The 21,652-nt window shown below is 42.4% G+C and carries 20 protein-coding genes and 1 tRNA gene; all 21 read right to left on the bottom strand.

Translation table 11 applies throughout. The annotated features are described in order from the left end of the window. Positions 1 to 219: 219 nt before the first annotated feature. The 21 genes from htpG to pstC all read right to left on the bottom strand — a co-directional run bounded on the left by htpG (position 220) and on the right by pstC (position 21,261). Positions 220 to 2,142: a molecular chaperone HtpG gene (gene htpG / locus BMY62_RS04565; protein ID WP_090657124.1), complete on the bottom strand. Its 1,923-nt coding sequence runs from the start codon at positions 2,140 to 2,142 to the stop codon at positions 220 to 222. A 206-nt stretch (positions 2,143 to 2,348) separates the two neighbouring features. Further along, positions 2,349 to 3,794, bottom strand: coding sequence for an NADH-quinone oxidoreductase subunit NuoN (nuoN, locus tag BMY62_RS04560; RefSeq protein ID WP_090657123.1), 1,446 nt, complete (start codon positions 3,792 to 3,794; stop codon positions 2,349 to 2,351). A gap of 46 nt (positions 3,795 to 3,840) precedes the next feature. Next, the gene (locus BMY62_RS04555; RefSeq protein WP_090657121.1) at positions 3,841 to 5,325 is read right to left on the bottom strand and encodes an NADH-quinone oxidoreductase subunit M; all 1,485 of its coding nucleotides are present in this window, start codon (positions 5,323 to 5,325) and stop codon (positions 3,841 to 3,843) included. A 72-nt stretch (positions 5,326 to 5,397) separates the two neighbouring features. Then, positions 5,398 to 7,338, bottom strand: coding sequence for an NADH-quinone oxidoreductase subunit L (gene nuoL, locus BMY62_RS04550; protein WP_090657119.1), 1,941 nt, complete (start codon positions 7,336 to 7,338; stop codon positions 5,398 to 5,400). Between the two features lie 60 nt (positions 7,339 to 7,398). Further along, positions 7,399 to 7,704, bottom strand: a complete 306-nt coding sequence (gene nuoK / locus BMY62_RS04545; RefSeq protein WP_090657116.1) for an NADH-quinone oxidoreductase subunit NuoK — start codon at positions 7,702 to 7,704, stop codon at positions 7,399 to 7,401. 53 nt (positions 7,705 to 7,757) lie between these two features. Beyond that, positions 7,758 to 8,363, bottom strand: a complete 606-nt coding sequence (locus tag BMY62_RS04540) for an NADH-quinone oxidoreductase subunit J (RefSeq protein ID WP_090657114.1) — start codon at positions 8,361 to 8,363, stop codon at positions 7,758 to 7,760. A 19-nt stretch (positions 8,364 to 8,382) separates the two neighbouring features. Then, complete coding sequence (gene nuoI, locus BMY62_RS04535) at positions 8,383 to 8,871, bottom strand: NADH-quinone oxidoreductase subunit NuoI (RefSeq protein ID WP_090657111.1); 489 nt, start codon at positions 8,869 to 8,871, stop codon at positions 8,383 to 8,385. 13 nt (positions 8,872 to 8,884) lie between these two features. Continuing rightward, positions 8,885 to 9,982, bottom strand: a complete 1,098-nt coding sequence (gene nuoH, locus BMY62_RS04530) for an NADH-quinone oxidoreductase subunit NuoH (protein WP_090657110.1) — start codon at positions 9,980 to 9,982, stop codon at positions 8,885 to 8,887. A gap of 24 nt (positions 9,983 to 10,006) precedes the next feature. Next, a complete protein-coding gene (nuoG, locus tag BMY62_RS04525; RefSeq protein ID WP_090657108.1) occupies positions 10,007 to 12,412 on the bottom strand; it encodes an NADH-quinone oxidoreductase subunit NuoG in 2,406 nt (801 codons plus the stop codon). A gap of 82 nt (positions 12,413 to 12,494) precedes the next feature. Beyond that, positions 12,495 to 13,772 carry an NADH-quinone oxidoreductase subunit NuoF gene (nuoF, locus tag BMY62_RS04520; RefSeq protein WP_090657107.1) on the bottom strand — a complete coding sequence of 426 codons (1,278 nt, stop codon included), beginning with the start codon at positions 13,770 to 13,772 and terminating at the stop codon, positions 12,495 to 12,497. Further along, positions 13,769 to 14,245 (bottom strand): NADH-quinone oxidoreductase subunit NuoE, encoded by a 477-nt coding sequence (nuoE, locus tag BMY62_RS04515; RefSeq protein ID WP_090657098.1) that lies wholly within the window; start codon positions 14,243 to 14,245, stop codon positions 13,769 to 13,771. Before nuoE ends, nuoF begins: the two co-directional genes overlap by 4 nt. Before the next feature lie 5 nt (positions 14,246 to 14,250). Beyond that, on the bottom strand, positions 14,251 to 15,504 hold the full coding sequence (locus BMY62_RS04510; protein WP_090657096.1) for an NADH-quinone oxidoreductase subunit D: 1,254 nt from the start codon (positions 15,502 to 15,504) through the stop codon (positions 14,251 to 14,253). Between the two features lie 43 nt (positions 15,505 to 15,547). Further along, positions 15,548 to 16,171, bottom strand: coding sequence for an NADH-quinone oxidoreductase subunit C (locus tag BMY62_RS04505; protein WP_090657092.1), 624 nt, complete (start codon positions 16,169 to 16,171; stop codon positions 15,548 to 15,550). 4 nt (positions 16,172 to 16,175) lie between these two features. Beyond that, positions 16,176 to 16,655, bottom strand: a complete 480-nt coding sequence (locus BMY62_RS04500; protein WP_090633679.1) for a NuoB/complex I 20 kDa subunit family protein — start codon at positions 16,653 to 16,655, stop codon at positions 16,176 to 16,178. Between the two features lie 4 nt (positions 16,656 to 16,659). Beyond that, on the bottom strand, positions 16,660 to 17,016 hold the full coding sequence (locus tag BMY62_RS04495) for an NADH-quinone oxidoreductase subunit A (RefSeq protein ID WP_090657091.1): 357 nt from the start codon (positions 17,014 to 17,016) through the stop codon (positions 16,660 to 16,662). Positions 17,017 to 17,112: 96 nt separating this feature from the next. After that, positions 17,113 to 17,197 (bottom strand) — tRNA-Leu (locus BMY62_RS04490). Positions 17,198 to 17,244: 47 nt separating this feature from the next. Then, the gene (gene secG / locus BMY62_RS04485) at positions 17,245 to 17,640 is read right to left on the bottom strand and encodes a preprotein translocase subunit SecG (RefSeq protein WP_090657090.1); all 396 of its coding nucleotides are present in this window, start codon (positions 17,638 to 17,640) and stop codon (positions 17,245 to 17,247) included. Between the two features lie 19 nt (positions 17,641 to 17,659). Continuing rightward, the gene (gene tpiA / locus BMY62_RS04480; RefSeq protein ID WP_090657089.1) at positions 17,660 to 18,418 is read right to left on the bottom strand and encodes a triose-phosphate isomerase; all 759 of its coding nucleotides are present in this window, start codon (positions 18,416 to 18,418) and stop codon (positions 17,660 to 17,662) included. 183 nt (positions 18,419 to 18,601) lie between these two features. Further along, entirely contained in the window at positions 18,602 to 19,384 is a 783-nt protein-coding gene (gene pstB / locus BMY62_RS04475) for a phosphate ABC transporter ATP-binding protein PstB (protein WP_090657088.1), read from the bottom strand. A 4-nt stretch (positions 19,385 to 19,388) separates the two neighbouring features. Next, positions 19,389 to 20,297 (bottom strand): phosphate ABC transporter permease PstA, encoded by a 909-nt coding sequence (pstA, locus tag BMY62_RS04470; protein WP_371264070.1) that lies wholly within the window; start codon positions 20,295 to 20,297, stop codon positions 19,389 to 19,391. Between the two features lie 43 nt (positions 20,298 to 20,340). Continuing rightward, the gene (pstC, locus tag BMY62_RS04465; protein WP_371264069.1) at positions 20,341 to 21,261 is read right to left on the bottom strand and encodes a phosphate ABC transporter permease subunit PstC; all 921 of its coding nucleotides are present in this window, start codon (positions 21,259 to 21,261) and stop codon (positions 20,341 to 20,343) included. Between the last annotated feature and the right edge of the window lie 391 nt (positions 21,262 to 21,652).

The raw sequence follows: 21,652 nt of genomic DNA, 5'->3' as shown, positions 1-21,652 counted from the left end.
ATGAATAGGAATTATGTGAATATGTAGAATTGTTTTACGTGACGCAAGCATCTACTGCTAGTGCCTGCTTGTTCCAGTTTAAATAGCCTTGGCATTATCATCCATAAGATACCATCTATAACTCAGATCGCTCCAAAGCTGATTTAATCAATAAGCCTCCAGCAGGCATCGTGCAACCTGAAGGAAGCTTATATTCAAATACGGGCTGGTTTAACTGTTCTAGCGTCCACTCAAAGTTGCCGATAACAACAAGTCATTGAGTCTTTTTACGAAAATGGCCGGATCATCCGGTTGACCGCCTTCGGCCAACAATGCTTGATCGAAAAGAATGTGACTCCAGTCATCAAAATGACTGTTTTCCGTTTTAAGGCGCTTTAGCATTGGATGATGCGGATTAATTTCAAGAATAGGCTTGGTATGATTTATTTTCTGTCCAGCCTGTTTCAGCAGGCGCTCCAGATTACCACCCATATCATATGTATCAGCAACCAGACAAGCAGGAGACTCGGTCAAACGTAGCGTCACGCGAACGTCCTTCACCTTACCTTCCAGTGTTTTTTTCATTCGTTCGACGAGTTCTTGATATTCATTTGCTTCTTTTTTTTGCTCCTCTTTTTCAGCTTCATCCTCAAGATTGCCAAGGTCTAAGCCACCTTTGGCTACAGACTGCAATTGTTTACTGTCGAACTCAGTCAAATGACTGACGAGCCATTCATCAACTCTGTCTGCAAGCAACAATACTTCTATTCCTTTTTTTCGAAACACTTCCAAGTGGGGACTGCTTTTAGCTGCTCTGAGAGTATCAGCAGTAATAAAATATATTTTTTCCTGCCCTTCTTTCATGCGGCCTATATAATCTTCAAGGGAAACTCCAGGCTCATCCGATTCACTGGCAGTTGTTACAAAGCGAAGCAATCTGGCAATCCGGTCCCGATTGGTAAAATCCTCACCCACACCTTCTTTTAGGACTTGCCCAAATTCTCGATAAAATGTGCTGAACTTGTCTTTTTCTTCATCAGACTCGCCTTTGGCAAGATCTTCTATCATTCCCAATACCTTCTTGATAGAGCCTGCTCTGATTGCCTCGATATCTTTTGACTCCTGCAATATTTCGCGCGATACATTTAATGGCAAACTGTTTGAATCTATAACCCCACGAACAAAACGCAGATAATTGGGCATCAGTTTTTCTGCATCATCCATGATGAAAACACGCTGTACATAGAGTTTAATACCATGACGGTGTTCCCTGTCGAACAGATCGAATGGCGCGCGTGAGGGAATATAGAGCAATTGTGTATATTCCTGTCGCCCTTCAACACGGGCATGCACATATGTCAATGGCGGCTCGAAATCATGCGCGACATGCTTATAAAACTCATGATATTGCTCCACAGATATTTCATTCTTAGGTCGCGCCCACAATGCGCTCGCCTGATTAATGGTCTCGTCTTCGTCAATTATTTTATTTTTCTTGTCTTCATCCGACCATTCTTCCTTTTTCATCAGAATCGGCAAGGTAATGTGATCCGAGTATTTACGAATAATATTGCGTAACCGCATACCATTTAACAGATCATCTTCTCCCTCACGCAAATGGAGAATAATCTCGGTTCCACGTGTTTCCTTATGAATCGTCTCAAGGCTATAATCACCCTCACCGCTGGATTCCCATCGCACCCCATGTTCACTCGTCAGACCAGCGCGCCGTGTATTGATCGTTACTTTGTCTGCAACTATAAACGCTGAATAAAAGCCCACACCAAACTGGCCTATCAAGTGTGCATCTTTGGCTTGATCACCAGTTAGTGATTCAAAAAACTCCCGTGTGCCCGATTTAGCTATAGTACCTATGTGATCAATGACCTCCTGTCGAGACATACCAATACCGTTATCTGTGACAGTTATCGAGCGGGTATCAACATCATAATTGACCTGAATTTTCAAATCAGAATCAGACTCATACAGCGCGGCATCGGTTAAACCCTCAAATCTCAGTTTATCGGTCGCATCTGATGCATTGGAAATCAATTCCCGTAAAAATATCTCCTTATTGCTGTATAAGGAATGAATCATCAGTTTGAGTAATTGTTTGGCCTCCGCCTGAAAGTTCAGATGTTCTTTTGTTGTTTCCGTTTGCACAGTTCTCTCCTTCAAACTATCAATTGAAAAAGAATGGGGATAAATTCCTTTATTTCAAGCATATGCAGGATGCAGTTCTTTATTTGAAACGATTGAATTGAGTCGACGCGCTAGAGATAGCAAACGCTTGGGGATTAGCAACAGAAATCGATACAAATGCAGAAATATGAATTTTAATGTCTATGATTGATGTCAACTAATTTCTGTCACATTGAATTCTGAATGGCGTAAAGACTCAATCCCATCAGCGACTGGGGAAAAATACCGAGTACAAGAACTGCTAGACAGTTTGCACTGATCAGCAATTTTACGTCGCCTTTAACTGTTAGTGGCTCTTCCGTTTCTGGCGCATCGAAATACATAAACTTAACTATGCGTAAATAATAAAATGCACCAATCAGGGAGAAAATAACTGCAGCAACTGCAAGCCAGACAAATCCAGCATTTACGACGGCTTGTAATACTGCCAGTTTGGCATAAAAACCTACCATGGGCGGAATGCCTGCCAATGAAAACATAAGAATCATAGTCATCAACGCATACCATGCATTTCTTTTATTTAGTCCCTTAAAATCGCTGATCTTTTCCGCCTCAAAACCACTGCGTGACAGGATCATTATCATTGCAAAAATTCCCAGTGTCATCAATACATATGTAATCACATAAAAGAGTGAAGCACTATATCCATTCCAGTCTGCGCTAATAAATCCCAGAATCAGAAAACCCATATGCGAGATAGTAGAATATGCCAGCATTCGTTTAATATTTGTTTGCGCTATTGCCACTATATTTCCAATTGCCATTGACAATACAGCAAGTATCACAAGCATTCCTTGCCAGTCAGCTACCATCGCGCCCATTCCCTCTATGAGCAGGCGCATCACAAAAGCAAATGCTGCCAGTTTCGGAGCTGAACCGATAAACAAAGTGATTGCGGTTGGCGCACCTTCGTAGACGTCAGGGGCCCACATATGAAACGGAGCTGCACTCAGTTTGAAGCTGATGCCTGCAACTATAAAGACAAGACCGATAACAAGAACTTCATGATTTCCCACGCCATCTTGTATGGCTTCTGATATGTTTAGGATATGTAATGAGCCGGTTGCACCGTAAACCATAGACATACCATAGAGTAGGAAACCTGAGGCCAAGGCTCCAAGAACGAAAAATTTCATGGCTGCCTCTGTTGCCGCAAAGGAATCACGACGTAACGCAACCAGCGCATATAGCGACAAAGACAGCAATTCCAGCCCTATATAAAGCGTCAAGAAATGACTGGCCGAAATCATGACCATCATTCCAAGCGTAGCAAAGAGAATTAGGCTGAAAAATTCACCTGTTAAAATTCCACGTTCACTCACATAGGTATACGAATAAATCAGGACAGCCGACACAGTGACATAAACCATTATTTTGAGAATGTCAGCCATACTATCGTCAACAAACATTCCTGAGAATGTGTAAATTGTCTCTGTTGAGAATGAGACAAACGTCAACAATCCGCACCCAATTAACGCAACCTGTGCAAGGTAATAAGTGATGTAACGTTTTTTTTCACCAGTTGCAAGATCTGCCAGCATTATCACGCATACCATGATCAGTAAAAAAATTTCAGAATAAGCTGGTGTAAAATCAGGTGGTAAAAAATTCATATATAATTCATCCTCTTCTCGAGAAATTTATTATTCTTATAAAGCACTACAATTTACTGTTACTAATATGATCCAGGAGATTATCGACAGTAACATGCATGACATCGGTCAATGGAAATGGATACACGCCAAGCCACAAAACCGCTATGGCTAAAATGGCTAACAGCGCAAACTCGCGTTTGGACAAATCGCGCAATCCTTCCACTGCCGGACTGGCTACAGCACCGAAGATTACGCGCTTATACATCCATAATGTATAAGCTGCACCAAAAATCAGCGTGGTTGCCGCAAGAAATGCATACCAAAAATTTACCTTCACTGCACCCATAATCACCATAAATTCACCGACGAACCCACTGGTTCCCGGGAGACCTGCATTTGCCATCGCAAACAGCATAAAGAAAGCTGCAAAAGCAGGCATTTTATTAACGACACCCCCATAATCGGCAATCTGTCTGGAATGCAATCTATCGTATAAAACACCAACACATAAGAACATGGCCCCAGATATAAACCCATGGGAAATCATCTGCACCATGGCGCCTTCTATTCCATAAGCATTAAATAAAAATAATCCAAGCGTCACAAAACCCATATGTGCAATCGATGAGTATGCGATCAATTTTTTCATGTCAGCCTGCATCAACGCAACAAGACCGATATACACCACAGCAACTAATGATAGTGCAATCATCATTTCAGCCAGATAATGGCTAGCATCAGGGGCGATCGGTAACGAAAATCTTAAAAAACCATAACCGCCCAGCTTCAACATAATGGCTGCCAGCACCACAGAGCCACCGGTTGGCGCTTCCACGTGCGCATCTGGCAACCATGTATGCACTGGCCACATAGGTACTTTTACAGCAAATGCCAGCAGGAATGCTACAAATATCAGAATCTGTGCACTTAGCGGTATTGGCAATTGGTGATAATCAATAATGGAGAAGCTGCCTCCCGACGACTGATAAAGATAAATGAAGGCGATTAACATCAGCAGCGAACCAAGCAGGGTATACAAGAAAAATTTGATGGCTGCATAAACCCTGTTAGGACCGCCCCATATACCGATAATCAAAAACATCGGTATCAGTGATGCTTCCCAGAAAACATAAAACAATACCGCATCCATAGACGCAAATACGCCGTTTACAATACCCGACATTATCAGAAATGCCCCCATGTATTGGGATACACGTTCCTGTATGACTCGCCAACCTGCTATGACAACTAAAGGCGTTGTAAAACAGTTTAATAGAATTAACGGCATGGATATGCCATCAACGCCGATATGGTAGTATACGTTCAGACGTTCAAACCAGACATGATTTTCAACAAATTGCATCGCACTAGTTGCTGGATCAAATCCGGTGTAGAGTGGAAGGGCGATTAAAAAGCCCAAAATTGAACCTGTTAGCGCTATCCAGCGGGCCAGTTGTGCATTGCGATCACCGCCCGTCGCAAGGATTGCGATGCCAACGAGGATTGGTAACCATATAATCAGACTTAAAAGCGGGAAACCAAACAGCATGTCATTTCCGTTCTATTTGTTAGAGTTATTTGTTGCGTTTTTTGGAAAGAAATCAATCGTTAATTCATGGACTTAATATAACCATATGGTTAGAATAGCAAAGATACCGACAATCATGGTGAAAGCATAATGATAGATGTATCCGGTTTGAAAACGTTTTGCTAGAACAGCAAGTCCAGCAATCAGTTTTGCCGATCCATTAACGATTAATCCGTCAATTAATTTAATATCCCCTATTTTCCATAACCCGGAGCCCAGTGCGCGTGCACCACCTGCAAACAACCAAGAATACAGTTCATCAATGTAATATTTTTTATCCAGGATCGTATAAACAGGACCAAATATTGTCTTTATTTTGGCTGGAATATCTGTTCTGATCGTATACAAGTACCATGCAGTCAGAATACCGGCAAGCGATAACCAGAATGGTGCCGTCACTAGTGCATGCAGCATCATTCCACCTATTCCGGTAAACTCGGCTCCCAATTTTTCCATCGCTGCATGCTCTGGAAGTACGTAAATAACATTATCAAAATAATCTCCGAACACGATTGGACCGATAAACCAGCCTGCACCGACAGTTGGTATAGCTAATACCACCAACGGTAGCGTCACTACCCAAGGGGATTCGTGCAAATGTGACTTGGTATGTTCATCCATTCTCGGTTTACCGTGAAATGTCATGAAAAGTAACCTGAAAGTATATAACGCAGTAACAAATACCGTTGCCAGCACACAGAAATAAGCAAACCCAGCATATGGAATATCAGCAAATGCAACCGCTTCTATAATAGCGTCTTTTGAAAAGAAACCGGAAAACCCAGGCACACCAGCACTGGCTAATGCAGCAATGAACATCGTCCAGTATGTAATAGGCATGTATTTCTTTAACCCTCCCATTTTTTCCATATTCTGTTCATGATGCATCGCAATAATCACTGATCCAGCACCAAGAAACAATACAGCCTTGAAAAACGCATGAGTCATTAAATGAAATATCGCTGCTGAATATGCTGATGCACCAAGCGCAACAGTCATATAACCCAGTTGAGATAATGTAGAGTAAGCAACAACCCGTTTAATATCATTTTGTACAACAGCAACAAATGCCATAAATAGCGTTGTGATTCCTCCCGCAACAAGTACGACAGAAAGCGCCACATCGGAAAGCTCGAATAACGGCGACATACGAGCTACCATGAAAATCCCCGCGGTCACCATAGTTGCAGCATGTATCAATGCAGAAATTGGTGTTGGACCCTCCATCGAGTCCGGTAGCCACACATGCAGGGGAAACTGCGCCGATTTACCCATCGCACCTATAAAAAGCAGAATACAAATTGCGGTAATAACCAGCCATGAAGAGCCAGGAACAAATTCAAAGCTTTTTTCTGCTAGGTCTGGTGCCTGCTCAAAAACACCTGCATAATCCAATGTGCCGAAATGCATTAATACCAGTGCTATCCCCAGCAAGAATCCAAAATCACCGACCCTGTTGACAAGAAATGCTTTTAAATTTGCATATGTGGCTGTTGGACGCGTGTACCAGAAACCAATCAGCAAATATGACACTAATCCAACAGCTTCCCAACCAAAAAAGAGCTGCAAAAAGTTATTCGACATGACCAGCATCATCATCGAAAATGTAAATAGGGAGATGTAGCTAAAGAACCGTTGATACCCTGGGTCTCCCTGCATATAACCAATTGTATATATGTGGACCATGAGCGAGACTAAACTGACAACCACCATCATGGTAGCTGATAGCTGGTCGATCAAAAAACCAATTTCGAAGCTTGTATCGCCCGTTACAAGCCAAGTGTAAACTGTTCCATTAAATATGTTACCGCTTAAGACATCCTGAAAAATAATTAATGACGCGAGAAAGGATACAAATACGAGCGATATAGTGATTCGATGACTCCAAACCGTACCTATATAACGGCCAAATAGTCCGGCAACAACAGCACCTACCAAAGGCGCAAGCGGAACCAGTAAATAAAGTGTCTGCATGTCTGTCTATTTATCTTAATGTCGGTTATTTTTATTATTCAGATACGTGTCTTAATTAAGCTAGCCCTTCAAACGATCCAAATCATCTACATTAATTGTTCTTAGATTACGAAATAATACGACCAGTATTGCCAACCCTATAGCAGCTTCAGCCGCGGCGACTGTTAGGATGAAAAAGACGAAAATCTGCCCTGATATATCCTGTAAGTAGTGTGAAAAAGCGACGAAATTCATATTCACTGCGAGCAGCATTAACTCGATTGACATCAAAATAATGATGACATTTTTTCTATTGAGAAATATGCCTACTATTCCGATCGAAAATAAAATCGCACCAAGTACGAGATAATGAGACAACGAAACCAAGCTGACTTTCCTCTTAAATTATTTCAAATAAATTTTACAAACAATCTGTTTTTTTATTTCTTTCTTTCTGCCTGCATAGAAACAATTCGAAGTCGTTCCGTTTTTTTCACATTGACCTGTTTGGCGATGTCCAATGTTTTCTTATCTTCCCGATGACGCAAAGTTAGGGCGATAGCGGCGATCATTGCAACTAGTAACAAAACAGCAGCCAGTTCAAATGCATAAACATACTCAGTGTACAACAACCGCCCCAATTCTTTGGTATTACTGTAATCCGCAGCTTTGGGCTCCGGTGCAGGCATTTCTTCAAGGCTAAAATGCTGCCCAAACATAATCATTGCGATTTCAACCACCATCACCAGCGCCACAAGACCGCCAAGAGGGAACCACTTCCAGAATCCTTCCTTCAGTTTTTCCAAATTTATATCAAGCATCATCACAACAAACAAAAACAGCACCATTACAGCCCCAACATACACAAGCACAAGTGTAATGGCTAAAAACTCCGCTTCCAACAACAACCAGATGCCAGCGCAGGTGACAAATGCCAGGACCAGCAGCAACGCCGAATATACCGGATTACGAACAGTAATCACTCCCAATGCTGATGCAATTAATACTGTCGAAAAAAAATAAAATATAAAATCCTGGAAATTCATGAGCTTCTATCCGTTCATTTCAGCGATAAGACGCGTCTGATTCTCTGTCTTTAGCAATCTGCTCCTCATAGCGGTCACCGATTGCTAGCAACATTTCTTTTGTATAAATCAAGTCGCCCCTTTTCTCGCCATGATATTCAAGGATTCTTGTTTCCACAATTGAGTCAACAGGACAGGATTCCTCACAGAACCCACAAAAGATACACTTAGCAAGATCAATATCATATCTTGTTGTTCGTCTTGTGCCATCTTCTCGTTGTTCTGAATCTATTGTAATTGCCAAAGCAGGGCACACAGCTTCGCACAATTTACAGGCTATACACCGTTCTTCGCCGTTCGGATAGCGTCTTAAGGCATGCAATCCTCGGAAACGCGGTGATTGAGGTGTCTTTTCTTCCGGGTAATGTACGGTTATTTTTGGTTTAAACAAGTAACGCCCTGTAACCATCATGCCCTTCCACAGTTCCAGCAACAGAAAAGTACTAAAAAATTTTTTGATTCGATTCATAATATGCTCTCTTTTAGAACCAAAGATTGAGCGGGAAATCACCGCGAACAGTTTCGGGCAATTGCATGATACCACCCAGAACAACAATCCAAATAATTGTTATTGGAATAAACACTTTCCAACCCAGTCTCATAATTTGATCATAGCGATACCGAGGAAATGTAGCGCGAAACCAAAGAAAAAAGAATAGCAAAAACGCTATTTTCAATAACAACCAGATAAATCCCGGAATCATATTCAGTGGAGCAATATCCAACGGCGGTAACCAACCACCCAGAAACAGGATTGCAGTCAGGGTAGCAACCAATATCATATTCGCGTATTCAGCAAGAAAAAATACCGTAAAGGCCATACCCGAATAATCTACGTGAAAGCCGGCTACTATTTCTGATTCGCCTTCTGCCACATCAAATGGAGCACGATTGGTTTCAGCTACACCCGAAATAAAATAAACCAGGAACATAGGAAATAGCGGAATCAGATACCAGCTCAACAAGCTATCACCCTGCTGTCCATTAACGATATCTCCCAGATTCAGGCTTTGAGACATCATGAGAACACACACCAGCGCAAACCCCATCGCAAGCTCATAGGAAACCACCTGCGCCGCAGAACGCATCGCACCCAGGAAGGCATATTTTGAATTTGATGCCCAACCGGCTATGATCACACCATAAACTCCCATTGATGTCATTGCTAGGATATACAACAATCCTGCATTAATATCAGCCAGCACAAGTTCTGCAGAGAAGGGCACAACTGCCCAAGCAGCCAGGGCAGGCATAATTGTCAGTATTGGTGCAAGAATAAAAAGAAATTTGTTGGCTCCGGTCGGAATAACAATTTCTTTCATTAACGCTTTCACCGCATCAGCTATTGGTTGCCCCCAACCCCGCAACCATGGTATGCCAAAAAAGGTAACCCGATTAGGCCCGACACGGATCTGCATATACGCGATGATCTTACGTTCTGCAAATGTAAGATATGCAACTCCTAGCAATAGTGGCACAATAATTGCGGATATAAATGTTATATTGGTTGCAAGCGTATACAGCATGCCCCCCCATTCATAGCCAAAAAGCTGCTCGAATATCTGACGTATAGATTCCATTAATAAATCCTAACCCTCAATGCATTAAAGTTTTTCTATAGTTACAGCACCAAACAGTGCGCCTAATGCATATGTTTTTGGATGAGCACCAGGTAAGCGAACACAATTAGCTGGCAACCTATCATCACATGCTGCTTCTAATTTTACTGCTTCCTCACCTTGTATTATTCGAATTTCGTCACCAGATTTAACATCAAGTGTCTCCATTAAAGAGGAATTTAACCAAGCTTTGATGGAATTCGCATCTCGTGTCTGCTGCAAGGAATCTGCCCGACGCACTATCGGGTCAGCTTGGTATATAGGTATTTCTCCAATACGCTGAATAATTTCTTCCTGATGAACACCAAAGTCTAGTACTGAGCCTCTAACACTATTGCTTAAATATTTATCCAGGTCGACATCGGTTAAAAAAATGTCATCACGAACTTGCTCAACCGTCTCATAATCAAAGTAATTTAAATTCAATAAATTAGCTAATACTCGCAATACTTTCCAAGCAGGCCTCGCTTCACCGAGCGGGGTAACGACGCCATTGAAACTCTGGGCGAGTCCTTCTGTATTGACAAATGTTCCGGAAGTTTCAGTAAATGGCGTGATAGGTAACATGACATCGGCATATTCATGTACATTTCCCTTGTATATGCTCAGAGACACTACGAAATCTGAAGCTTTCATAGTGTTCATCGCTTGCTGAGCATTATATGTATCGAATTCCGGTTCCACGTTCATGAGAATAAAACCACGACATTTATTTTCAACAGCCCCACCCAGCATTTGTGCAGCGTTCAGCCCAGCAAGTGCTCCTGTATATAATCCAACCGCTGCTGATAAGCCAGTTAGATCGGGTATGGCGCCAGCCATGTATGCACCTACACTATTTGCTGATTCACCCAAAATTCCAAATGCCGCACCGGTTATTTCAGCAATTGCATTCGATAAAATATGAATCTTCGTATAATCCGGATGATGCTGCGCCAAATTCCCTAGGTACACCGCAGCAGGTGTATTTTCTATCAAACTCAAGGCAATGGCTTGAGTTTGCGGTGTTTCTTCTTCTTGAATAGACGACAGTATCTCTTTGAGCTCGTGTGGACATTCAACGCCCTTCGCCGTTGACACCTCCTTTAGCACCCCAGCCAGTGTTCTCGCAATCATATCCGGAGCAGCAATGATTTTGTTGCTGACTTTAGTCAACAAATCGTCATCTACCGGGTTGATAACATTAAGTTCAGTACCTTTTTTTACCGCCTGTCTGATTCTTTGTGCAATGAGCGGGTGGTCTTTTCTTAATGTACTGCCAACTATCAGAATCGATTTCTGCTCAGATATTTCCGCAATACTCGTACCTAACCATGGAATACCATGCAATTGCTTATCAGCGCTGAAATCTGATTGACGTAATCGGTGATCAATATTGCCACTTCCAAGTTCACGCATCAATTTTTGCAGCAGATATAACTCCTCTGTTGTACTATGCGCTGAGCCAAGTGCACCTAGTCCTTGAGCACCATATTTTTCTTTGATCATCAGTATATTGTTTGCTGCAAATTCAAGCGCTTCCTGCCAGCCACATTCCCGCCAAACTCCATCCTGTTTGATCATCGGCCGCGTTAATCTATCTTCTGAATTTAAACCTTCATAGGCAAAACGATCCTTGTCTGAAAGCCAACATTCATTAATCGCTTCGTTATCTCGAGGAAGTACTCGCATAACACGGTTCTGTTTTACCTGCACAACTAAATTCGATCCCAAACCACAGTGCGGACTTATCGATTTTCTACGTGACAACTCCCATGTACGAGCAGTATAGCGAAAGGGTTTACTGACTAAAGCACCCACAGGGCATAAATCTATTACATTACCTGATAATTCTGAATCAACTGTTTTACCAACAAAAGCCAAAATTTCTGAATGCTCACCACGGCCAGCCATCCCAAGTTCCATAATGCCTGCGATTTCTTGGCCAAAACGCACGCATCGCGTACAGTGAATGCATCGAGTCATATCAGTAGAAATCAGTGGCCCCAGATTTTTATTGGTAACCACCCGCTTCGCTTCCTGATAACGTGATCCACTCGAACCATAACCGACCGCAAGATCTTGCAGTTGGCATTCGCCGCCTTGATCACAAATCGGACAATCCAGGGGATGGTTGATCAACAAAAACTCCATGACGCCCTTTTGTGCAGTCACTGCCTGCTTAGAATGGGTATACACTTTCATACCATCCATAACTGGCGTAGCACAAGCTGGTAATGGCTTGGGTGCTTTTTCTACCTGAACCAAACACATCCGGCAATTTGCCGCTATCGACAATTTTTTGTGATAACAAAAATGCGGGATATAAATTCCGATCTCTTTGGCACCATCCATAATGGTGCTGCCTTTAGGGACGGAAACAGTTTTACCGTCGATTTCAATATTGACCATCGGCTAAAATTCTTTGTTTAAAAATTCGTGTTAAATAATGCGAAGCAAATTTATTTGGTTTGCAAATCAAACACTCACTTACTCACACCATGCACTTCTTATGTTCAATATGATATACAAACTCATCTCTGAAATGCTGAATCATGGCTCGAACCGGCATGGCTGCTGCATCACCAAGCGCACAAATTGTCCTTCCCTGTATGTTGTCAGCTATATCGTCAAGCAGATCAATATCTTCTTGACGCCCCTTTCCATGTTCAATACGATTTATGATGCGATAGAGCCAGCCTGTTCCTTCACGACAGGGAGTGCACTGACCACAGGATTCCTCAAAGTAAAAATAAGATAATCGCTCAAGAGCTCTCACCATACATGTCGTTTCATCCATAATTATGACGGCTCCGGATCCCAGCATTGACCCCGCCTTAGCAATGGAATCATAATCCATATCTGTTTCCATCATAATCTCACCCGGCAAAACCGGCATCGACGATCCTCCGGGTATGCAACCCTTCAGTTTGCGGCCACCACGCATCCCTCCGGCCAACTCCAGCAGCTCTGCAAATGGTGTACCCAGCGGAATTTCGTAATTTCCGGGTTTGTTCACATGCCCGGAAACTGAAAATATCTTTGTACCGCCATTATTTGGTTTGCCCAGTTTCAGATATTGTTCACCGCCATTGCGAATGATCCAGGGAACGGATGCAAAAGTCTCTGTGTTGTTTATCGTTGTCGGTTTCCCATACAAACCAAAATTTGCTGGGAATGGCGGCTTAAAGCGAGGTTGCCCCTTTTTGCCTTCTATAGATTCTAGAAGCGCCGTTTCCTCTCCACAAATATATGCACCGTATCCGTGATGATTGTACAGTTGGAAGCTAAAAGAAGAACCTAAGATATTTTCACCGAGATATCCTGCCGCCCTTGCCTCATCGACAGCTTCCTCCATCCGTTCGTAAGTATCCCAAATCTCGCCGTGAATGTAATTATAGCCGGCTTTTGCACCCATCGCATATGCTGCGATGATCATCCCTTCAATCAGAATATGCGGGTTATAACGCAAAATATCTCGATCCTTAAATGTACCGGGTTCACCCTCATCCGAATTACATACGATATATTTATCTCCCTGATAATCCTTAGGCATGAAACTCCATTTCAAGCCCGTCGGAAATCCGGCGCCACCGCGCCCACGTAGAGCGGACACCTTGACCTCTTCTATAATCGCTTCGGGAGTTATATTCTGTGACAAAATTTTTCTCAGCGCCGCATATCCATCTCGTTTTTCATAACTTTTCAGACGCCAGTTCTCGGAATCTGATGGATCAACACCGTTAAGTAGTGTTAGCGGATACGTTTTCATTTACGCATTTCCTCCAACATCTCATCTATTTTTTCGTTAGACATGAAGCTGCACATACGCTTATTATTAACCAGCATAACAGGTGCATCGCCACACGCCCCCATACACTCACCTTCTTTTAAAGTAAATTTTCCATCTGGCGTTGTTTCATTAAATCCAATACCCAATTTCTGTTTTAGGTATTCGGCCGCGTTATTTCCACCTGACAACGCACATGGCAAATTTGTGCAAACGGTTATCTTGTGCTGACCCAAAGGCTCGAGATTATACATGTTGTAAAATGTAGCCACCTCATACACAGCAATAGCTGGCATATCCAAATAATCCGCGATGAAATTCATTGTCTCGTTAGCCAGCCAACCTTTTTCGTCTTGCGCAATCGCCAAGGCAGACATAACTGCAGATTGCTTTTGATCGACTGGATACTTCGCTATCTCATGGTCAATTTTTTTCAGGGATTCAGCACTTAACATTTTTCTTATCTATCTATTTCACCAAATACAATATCCTGTGTCCCAATGATTGCCACCACGTCTGCAATCATATGCCCACGAGACATCTCATCGAGCGCAGCCAAATGCGCAAAACCCGGTGCTCTAATTTTCAATCGATAGGGTTTGTTGGCACCGTTGGAAACTAAATATATTCCGAATTCACCTTTGGGATGTTCAACACCTACATAAGCCTCCCCCGGAGGCACATGAAATCCTTCCGAAAAAAGTTTGAAATGATGAATCATTTCCTCCATATTTTGCTTCATGTTAATACGCGATGGCGGAGCAACTTTATGATTATCGATTATCACCGGACCCGGATTCTTCCGCAACCAGTCAACACATTGTTTAATTATTCGATTGGACTGGCGAAATTCTTCCATACGCACTAAATAGCGATCATAACAGTCACCATTGACACCTACAGGAATATCGAAATCCACCTGGTCATAAACTTCATAAGGTTGTTTTTTTCTCAGATCCCATTCCACACCAGACCCACGCAACATCGGTCCTGTAAAGCCGAGTGCTTTTGCGCGTTCAGGCGAGACCACGCCAACATCCACAAGTCGCTGCTTCCAAATGCGATTATCTGTCAGCAATGTTTCGTATTCATCCACATAAGTTGGAAAACGCTCGGTAAAATCTTCTATGAAATCAAGCAAGGATCCTTCTCTGTTTTGATTTCTTTGTTGCGTCTGCTTATCGCTGTGAATGGCTGAAGACTGGTATCTAGGCATTGTATCGGGAAGGTCTCTATATACGCCACCTGGCCGATAATAGGCAGCATGCAATCTCGCACCGGAAACTGCTTCATAGCAATCCATCAGATCTTCTCGTTCCCGGAATGCATAAAGAAACATGGTCATCGCTCCGACATCAAGTGCATGCGCGCCAATCCACAGCAAATGATTTAATATACGTGTTATTTCATCAAACATCACCCGTATATACTGTGCCCGTACCGGTACCTCTATCTGCAGCAATTTTTCGATAGCCATGACATAGGCATGTTCATTGACCATCATTGACACATAGTCCAATCGATCCATATATGGAACTGACTGCAAATATGTTTTATTTTCCGCGAGTTTTTCAGTGGCACGATGCAATAGGCCAATATGCGGGTCTGCACGCCGAACTACTTCTCCATCTAACTCCAGGACCAAACGCAACACCCCATGCGCTGCCGGGTGTTGCGGTCCAAAATTCATGGTGTAATTTCTTATTTCCGCCATATTTTGATTTAAAAATCTGATCGTTAATTAAGCGAGCCCGATACTAATCTGCATGGCTGTCGCCATAATTTTGCTCACGGATTACAAGTGGTGTTATTTCTCGTGGTTCTATGCTGACAGGCTGGTAAACAACACGTTTCTGATCTTCATCGTAACGCATTTCCACATAGCCTGAAATTGGAAAATCCTTACGAAACGGATTACCGACAAACCCATAATCGGTTAGTATTCTTCTAAGATCTGAATGTCCCGCAAATACGATCCCGAATAGATCGAATGCTTCTCGTTCAAACCAGTTCGCTACCGGCCAAATATCAGTAACTGAATCCACTACCGGCAATTCACTATCTTGCGCGAATACCTTCATACGCAAACGCTGATTAAGATCTACGGACAACAAATGATAGACTACAGCAAAGCGTCTGCCATCAGATTGTCCCAATGCATTTGTCTCATCACCATAGGTTAAATAATCCATTCCACAGAGATCTATCAGAGTGTCAAAACCCAGGTCCTGGTGGTCACGTAAAATTTCGCTGACCGAGTGCACATGATTTGCCTGAACTACGATTGTCAGTTCATCGAAAAGTCGATGCAAGCTGACCAATCTATCTGCCAGAATTTTCTCCAGCCTCTCAGTCAGATATTCTATTTTATTATTATTCATATACTTATGACCGAGCAATCGTGTTTGTGCGTTTTATCTTGTTTTGCAATTGAATGATGCCATACAACAGCGCCTCTGCAGTTGGTGGACAACCTGGCACATAGATATCAACCGGCACAATACGATCACAACCACGAACAACTGAGTAAGAGTAATGATAATATCCTCCGCCATTGGCACATGACCCCATTGAAATCACCCAGCGCGGCTCTGCCATTTGATCATAAACTTTTCTCAATGCCGGAGCCATTTTATTGCATAAAGTGCCGGCTACGATCATTACATCCGATTGCCTTGGACTTGGACGAAAAACCACTCCGAAACGATCCAGATCGTAGCGGGAAGCTCCGGTCTGCATCATCTCTACCGCACAGCAAGCCAAACCAAATGTCATTGGCCACATAGATCCTGTTCGACCCCAGTTAATTACAGAATCAAGACTCGTTGTAACAAATCCTTTTTCTAATGCACCCTCAATACTCATATTATTAATCCCACTCCAGTGCGCCCCGCACCCATTCGTAGATAAAACCCACTACCAAAATACCAAGGAATACCATCATCGCGACAAAGCCGAATAACCCAATCTCATCAAGCACTATTGCCCATGGAAATAAAAATGCAATTTCCAAGTCAAACAATATAAACAATATCGCAACAAGGTAATAGCGCACATCAAACTTCATGCGTGCATCTTCAAACGCCTCAAAACCACACTCATATGCTGACAATTTTTCTTTATCAGGCCGATTTGGCGCAAGCAACCATCCACCGATCATACATCCGGCACCCACAACAAAACCAACAATTAAAAATAACAAAATTGGGAAATAATTTTCAAGCATTTCTATTTTAGTTTATTCGTAAATCAATAGACGCCTTTAATTTGGCTAATGAAATACGTCCACAAGCTCTTTATTAGCATTTAAATTGTAACTGTATGGTGCCGACGGCGAGAATCGAACTCGCACGGCTTTCGCCACCGCCCCCTCAAGACGGCGTGTCTACCAGTTCCACCACGTCGGCGGCTAACTTTGAACCTTTGCCAACGGTTCTGATAAAACCCTAAATTATTAATCGGGTATCTGATCTGCTTTCAAAGCACGTTCTGCTTCAGTTACACTTGGCACCACAATTTCATCTATTTCTGGTTTTGCTTCGACCGAATCTTCTGGTAATGCGCTATCCTTTTGTTCTTCGATTTCACCAAACGCACCCATAATTCCAAGATCTTCAGCTTGATTCATCGAAAGATATGTCAGACTCAGACTCGTAATGAAAAACATTGTCGCAACTATCCCGGTGGTTCTGCTTAAGAACGTTGCAGAACCACTAGCACCAAACAGGCTTCCCGCTGAGCCGCTGCCAAATGCTGCTCCCATATCCGCGCCTTTGCCTTGCTGCAGCAGCACCAGAACAATTAATACTACCGCCAATATAACATGAATTGACCAAACCAAGGTTTCCAAAGTTTAACTCCAAATTATTTTAACTACTTATTGCACTGCAAATGGCGATAAATTCTTCGGCAATCAACGATGCACCACCAATCAATCCGCCATCAATATCTGGCATTGCAAACAATTCTGCAGCATTATTTGCCTTCACACTGCCACCATATAAAATCGTAAGCCCAGAAGCCACTTCTGCATTTTGTTTTACTATGCTCTGCCGAATAAAATGATGTATATCCTGCGCTTGTTGTGGAGTTGCAGTTTTTCCTGTTCCAATCGCCCAGACAGGCTCATATGCGATTACGGCATTTCGGAACGAATCAACTCCAGCCACTGTCATTACTGTATTTAACTGCTCATAAATGACTTGCTCAGTAATATCAGAGTCACGTTGTTCAAGCGTTTCACCCACACATAAAATCGGCACCAGCCCCGCTTTTTGTGCAGCAAGATACTTTTCAGCAACTACTTGATTGCTCTCTCCAAAGAGCATTCTTCTTTCTGAATGCCCCACTATGACGTACGTACATTCAAAATCATTCAGCATGATTGCCGAGACTTCGCCCGTGAAAGCACCACTTTCATGTTGACTGACGTTCTGTGCACCCCATTTAATAGTCGTATTTTTCAGCGTCGATTGAGCCACTGCCAAATATGGATATGGGACGCACACCGCATAGCTGGTATTGCTTCCTATTGTGGAAATATCTGTAACCAGCGCATTTAATAGCGAAACGCTTTCTTTTAGGTTACCATTCATTTTCCAGTTACCAGCAACCAGCTTCTCTCGCATTTTGTATTCCTTGCTTACTCAAAATGGGCGATGCTACCTCTGATTTGCTGACGAGTCAATGTTATTGCTTAAGACAACATGGATAGGCGATCAGGTATGTAGTCTGCGCAGGTTTCAAAAAAGAGCAACGTAGTTCGTTTTTTTGGGGGGACTAAGAAGTCATATAACTAATAAACACTTCTATTATCCAAACCGACCTGTTATATAATCTTCAGTCTGCTTATTTTTCGGTTTGATAAATATATCATCTGTTTCACCAAATTCTATCAGCTCACCAAGGTACATAAATGCCGTGTAATCAGACACTCTAGCGGCTTGCTGCATATTATGCGTCACAATCAAGATTGTTACTTTATCCTTGAGATCAGCAATTAATTCTTCAATACTTGCAGTCGCTATCGGATCCAATGCTGATGTCGGCTCATCAAATAACAATATTTCAGGATTAGTTGCCAGTGCACGGGCAATACACAACCGCTGCTGTTGTCCACCGGAAAGGTTAAAAGCCAAATGGTTTAAGCGATCTTTCACTTCATTCCACAACGCTGCGTTTCGCAATGCATCTTCAATTTTTTCATCGAGTATAGCCCGCTGTTTTATCCCTCTCACTCTTAAACCATAAGCAACATTTTCATATATTGACTTTGGAAACGGGTTTGGTTTTTGGAAGACCATACTAATACGCATTCTGACTTCAATCGGATCAACCTTTGGCGATAAAATATTAACATTATCCGGATACAATACAATATCGCCTTCATAGCGGTTTCCAGGGTACAAGTCATGCATACGATTATAACATCTCAAGAATGTTGATTTGCCACAACCAGATGGCCCAATAAGTGCCGTGATCTTTTTATCATGCAAAACCATATCGATATTTTTCAATGCATTAAATGTACCATAATAAAAACTCAGATTTTTAACTTCTGACTTGTATCGATTTATCGCTGCATTCTCTTGCATTTTTTTACCATTTAATGTTTTTACGCATGCGGTAACGCAAATAAATTGCCAAACCATTCATTGTCAATGTCATAACAACCAATACCAACCCGGCTGCCGCCGCGTTCAGCTGAAATGCTTCTTCAGGTCGTGATACCCAGTTAAACATCTGAATCGGCATTACTGTAAATGGCGCAGTAAGCCACTCAAACGATATAAACGGAAACTCATTTGTAACAGGAGAAGGTGGTAGAAAAGCAATGAATGTTAATGCGCCTATCGTGATTATAGGTGCTGTTTCTCCGATAGCACGTGCAAGTCCAATAATAATACCTGTCAAGATTCCTGCAGAGGAATAGGGTAACAAATGATCTGACACCGTCTGCCATTTCGTTGCACCCAAAGCGTAAGCACCTTCTCGTATCGCTATTGGTATTGATCTTATCGCTTCACGTGTAGCCACAATCACTACCGGCAATATAAGCAGCGCGAGCGCCATACCTGCTGCCAGAATACTTTGGCCAAAACCCAATTGATAAACAAATAAACCCAGAGCTAGTAAACCATAAATAATCGATGGTACACCTGCCAAGTTTGTCACATTGATTTCAATTATTTCTGTAAACAGGTTTTTGGGCGCATATTCTTCAAGGTATACTCCAGCACCAACCCCCAGCGGTACCGCCGACACTGCAGTTACCAACATTACCAAAGTAGTTCCAACCCATGCCGATAGTATTCCTGCAGACTCCGGTCGACGCGATGGAAAAGAGGTAAAAAAATCCCAGGACAATCTTGGCATTCCATCTATTAGCATTTGCGCAAACAATGCAATAAAAGTCAGGATTGCAATCATAAGCGCAATAATTCCAGTTATCATAAACAACAAATCCCATCGTTTATGATTGCTTATTGTTTTTCTCAGATCGATCAGTTCATTAGCACCTTTTGTGCGATCCAGAAATCCAGATTTATTTTTAATAAATTTCACGATATCGTTTGCGCAGTTGATGGCCAATAATATTGAATATCAGTGTTATTAATAGCAACGTCAGGCCTGCAGCAAATATTGTTTGATACCCTACACTGCCATGCGGCAAGTCCCCTAAGCTGACCTGTACTATGTATGCTGTAATTGTTGCTGCTGGTTCCATAGGGTTCCAGGTCAAATTGGGTTGCATACCTGCGGCGATTGCAACTACCATCGTTTCTCCAACAGCTCGAGAAATACCAAGAATATACGCTGCCGCGATCCCAGAAAATGCTGCGGGCGTCACAACCCTTATAGCAGTCTGAAATCGAGTTGCTCCCATCGCATAAGAACCTTCACGCAATTGCATCGGTACAGCTCGCATAGCATCTTCCGTCATCGAACTGACATACGGAATGATCATTATTCCCATCACCAAGCCAGCTGATAATAAACTGAAACCTGGCAGCTCAGGAAAAATCATCTGCAGCAAAGGTGTTACAAACAACAATGCAAAATACCCATATACTACTGTAGGAATACCACCCAGCAACTCCAGAAACGGCTTGGCAACCTCGCGCACTGCAAAAGGTGCAAATTCAGAAAGATAAATTGCAATAATTGTACCTAATGGTAATGCTACCAGCAGTGCAACCACTGAACTAACAACAGTACCCGCTACTAGCGGCAAAATACCATAATGTGCATCGTCAAATAATGGCGTCCATTGTGTATCGGTCAGAAATTCCCATATCGACACATGTTTAAAGAAAACAACCGATTCCTTCACCAGCATCACAATTATAGCCATCATGATGACTACGGAAAGCAATGCAGACAGAAATAATATGGATTCTATAAATCGTTCATGAATTTTACGGCGATAGCTATAGCCTAGCTTGCCTACATGTTCCTTTTTACTCGGCAATTCTTTTGACACAGGATTTTGTATGAGCAAATTGGCTGGGTATTTCGCCAGCAAAATATTTGGGTGAATTAGGCAATTTTTTGCGTTTCCAACAAACAACACAGAGAGGTGGAAAACTATCAGAACGCTAAGTTACTGGTACATTTAAACCAACCCGCTGAATTTATATTTTTGCATTTCCACGTAGCAGACGTCATGGCATAGCAAACGTCAAGGCAATTCTGAAACCAGGTAAAAGTGAATAATGGTTTCAGAATTGCTATTTTGTTGATTGTTGTTGTAGATTACGACAATTTATTAATAATCGTCGTCGTCCTCGTCATCATCATCGTAGTCGTCATCGTCATCTTCGTCCCATTCATCCCAGCCGTCTTCCTTCAGCACAAGCTTG

The organism is Nitrosomonas marina, from assembly GCF_900111605.1.
Taxonomy (GTDB): Bacteria; Pseudomonadota; Gammaproteobacteria; order Burkholderiales; family Nitrosomonadaceae; genus Nitrosomonas; species Nitrosomonas marina_A.
The sequence above is the reverse complement of the archived record's forward strand: the minus strand, read 5'-3'. Positions and strand labels throughout refer to the sequence as shown.

Coding starts and splice junctions, on each gene's coding strand:
- nuoE (WP_090657098.1), bottom strand. CDS start 14,245: ATGTTAAGTGCTGAATCCCTGAAAAAAATTGACCATGAGATAGCGAAG.
- BMY62_RS04555 (WP_090657121.1), bottom strand. CDS start 5,325: ATGCTGTTTGGTTTCCCGCTTTTAAGTCTGATTATATGGTTACCAATC.
- BMY62_RS04540 (WP_090657114.1), bottom strand. CDS start 8,363: ATGAATTTCCAGGATTTTATATTTTATTTTTTTTCGACAGTATTAATT.
- nuoI (WP_090657111.1), bottom strand. CDS start 8,871: ATGAATCGAATCAAAAAATTTTTTAGTACTTTTCTGTTGCTGGAACTG.
- BMY62_RS04495 (WP_090657091.1), bottom strand. CDS start 17,016: ATGCTTGAAAATTATTTCCCAATTTTGTTATTTTTAATTGTTGGTTTT.
- pstB (WP_090657088.1), bottom strand. CDS start 19,384: ATGCAAGAGAATGCAGCGATAAATCGATACAAGTCAGAAGTTAAAAAT.
- nuoL (WP_090657119.1), bottom strand. CDS start 7,338: ATGCAGACACTTTATTTACTGGTTCCGCTTGCGCCTTTGGTAGGTGCT.
- nuoF (WP_090657107.1), bottom strand. CDS start 13,772: ATGAAAACGTATCCGCTAACACTACTTAACGGTGTTGATCCATCAGAT.
- nuoG (WP_090657108.1), bottom strand. CDS start 12,412: ATGGTCAATATTGAAATCGACGGTAAAACTGTTTCCGTCCCTAAAGGC.
- BMY62_RS04505 (WP_090657092.1), bottom strand. CDS start 16,171: ATGAATAATAATAAAATAGAATATCTGACTGAGAGGCTGGAGAAAATT.
- BMY62_RS04500 (WP_090633679.1), bottom strand. CDS start 16,655: ATGAGTATTGAGGGTGCATTAGAAAAAGGATTTGTTACAACGAGTCTT.
- nuoN (WP_090657123.1), bottom strand. CDS start 3,794: ATGAATTTTTTACCACCTGATTTTACACCAGCTTATTCTGAAATTTTT.
- nuoH (WP_090657110.1), bottom strand. CDS start 9,982: ATGGAATCTATACGTCAGATATTCGAGCAGCTTTTTGGCTATGAATGG.
- BMY62_RS04510 (WP_090657096.1), bottom strand. CDS start 15,504: ATGGCGGAAATAAGAAATTACACCATGAATTTTGGACCGCAACACCCG.
- tpiA (WP_090657089.1), bottom strand. CDS start 18,418: ATGCGAGAGAAGCTGGTTGCTGGTAACTGGAAAATGAATGGTAACCTA.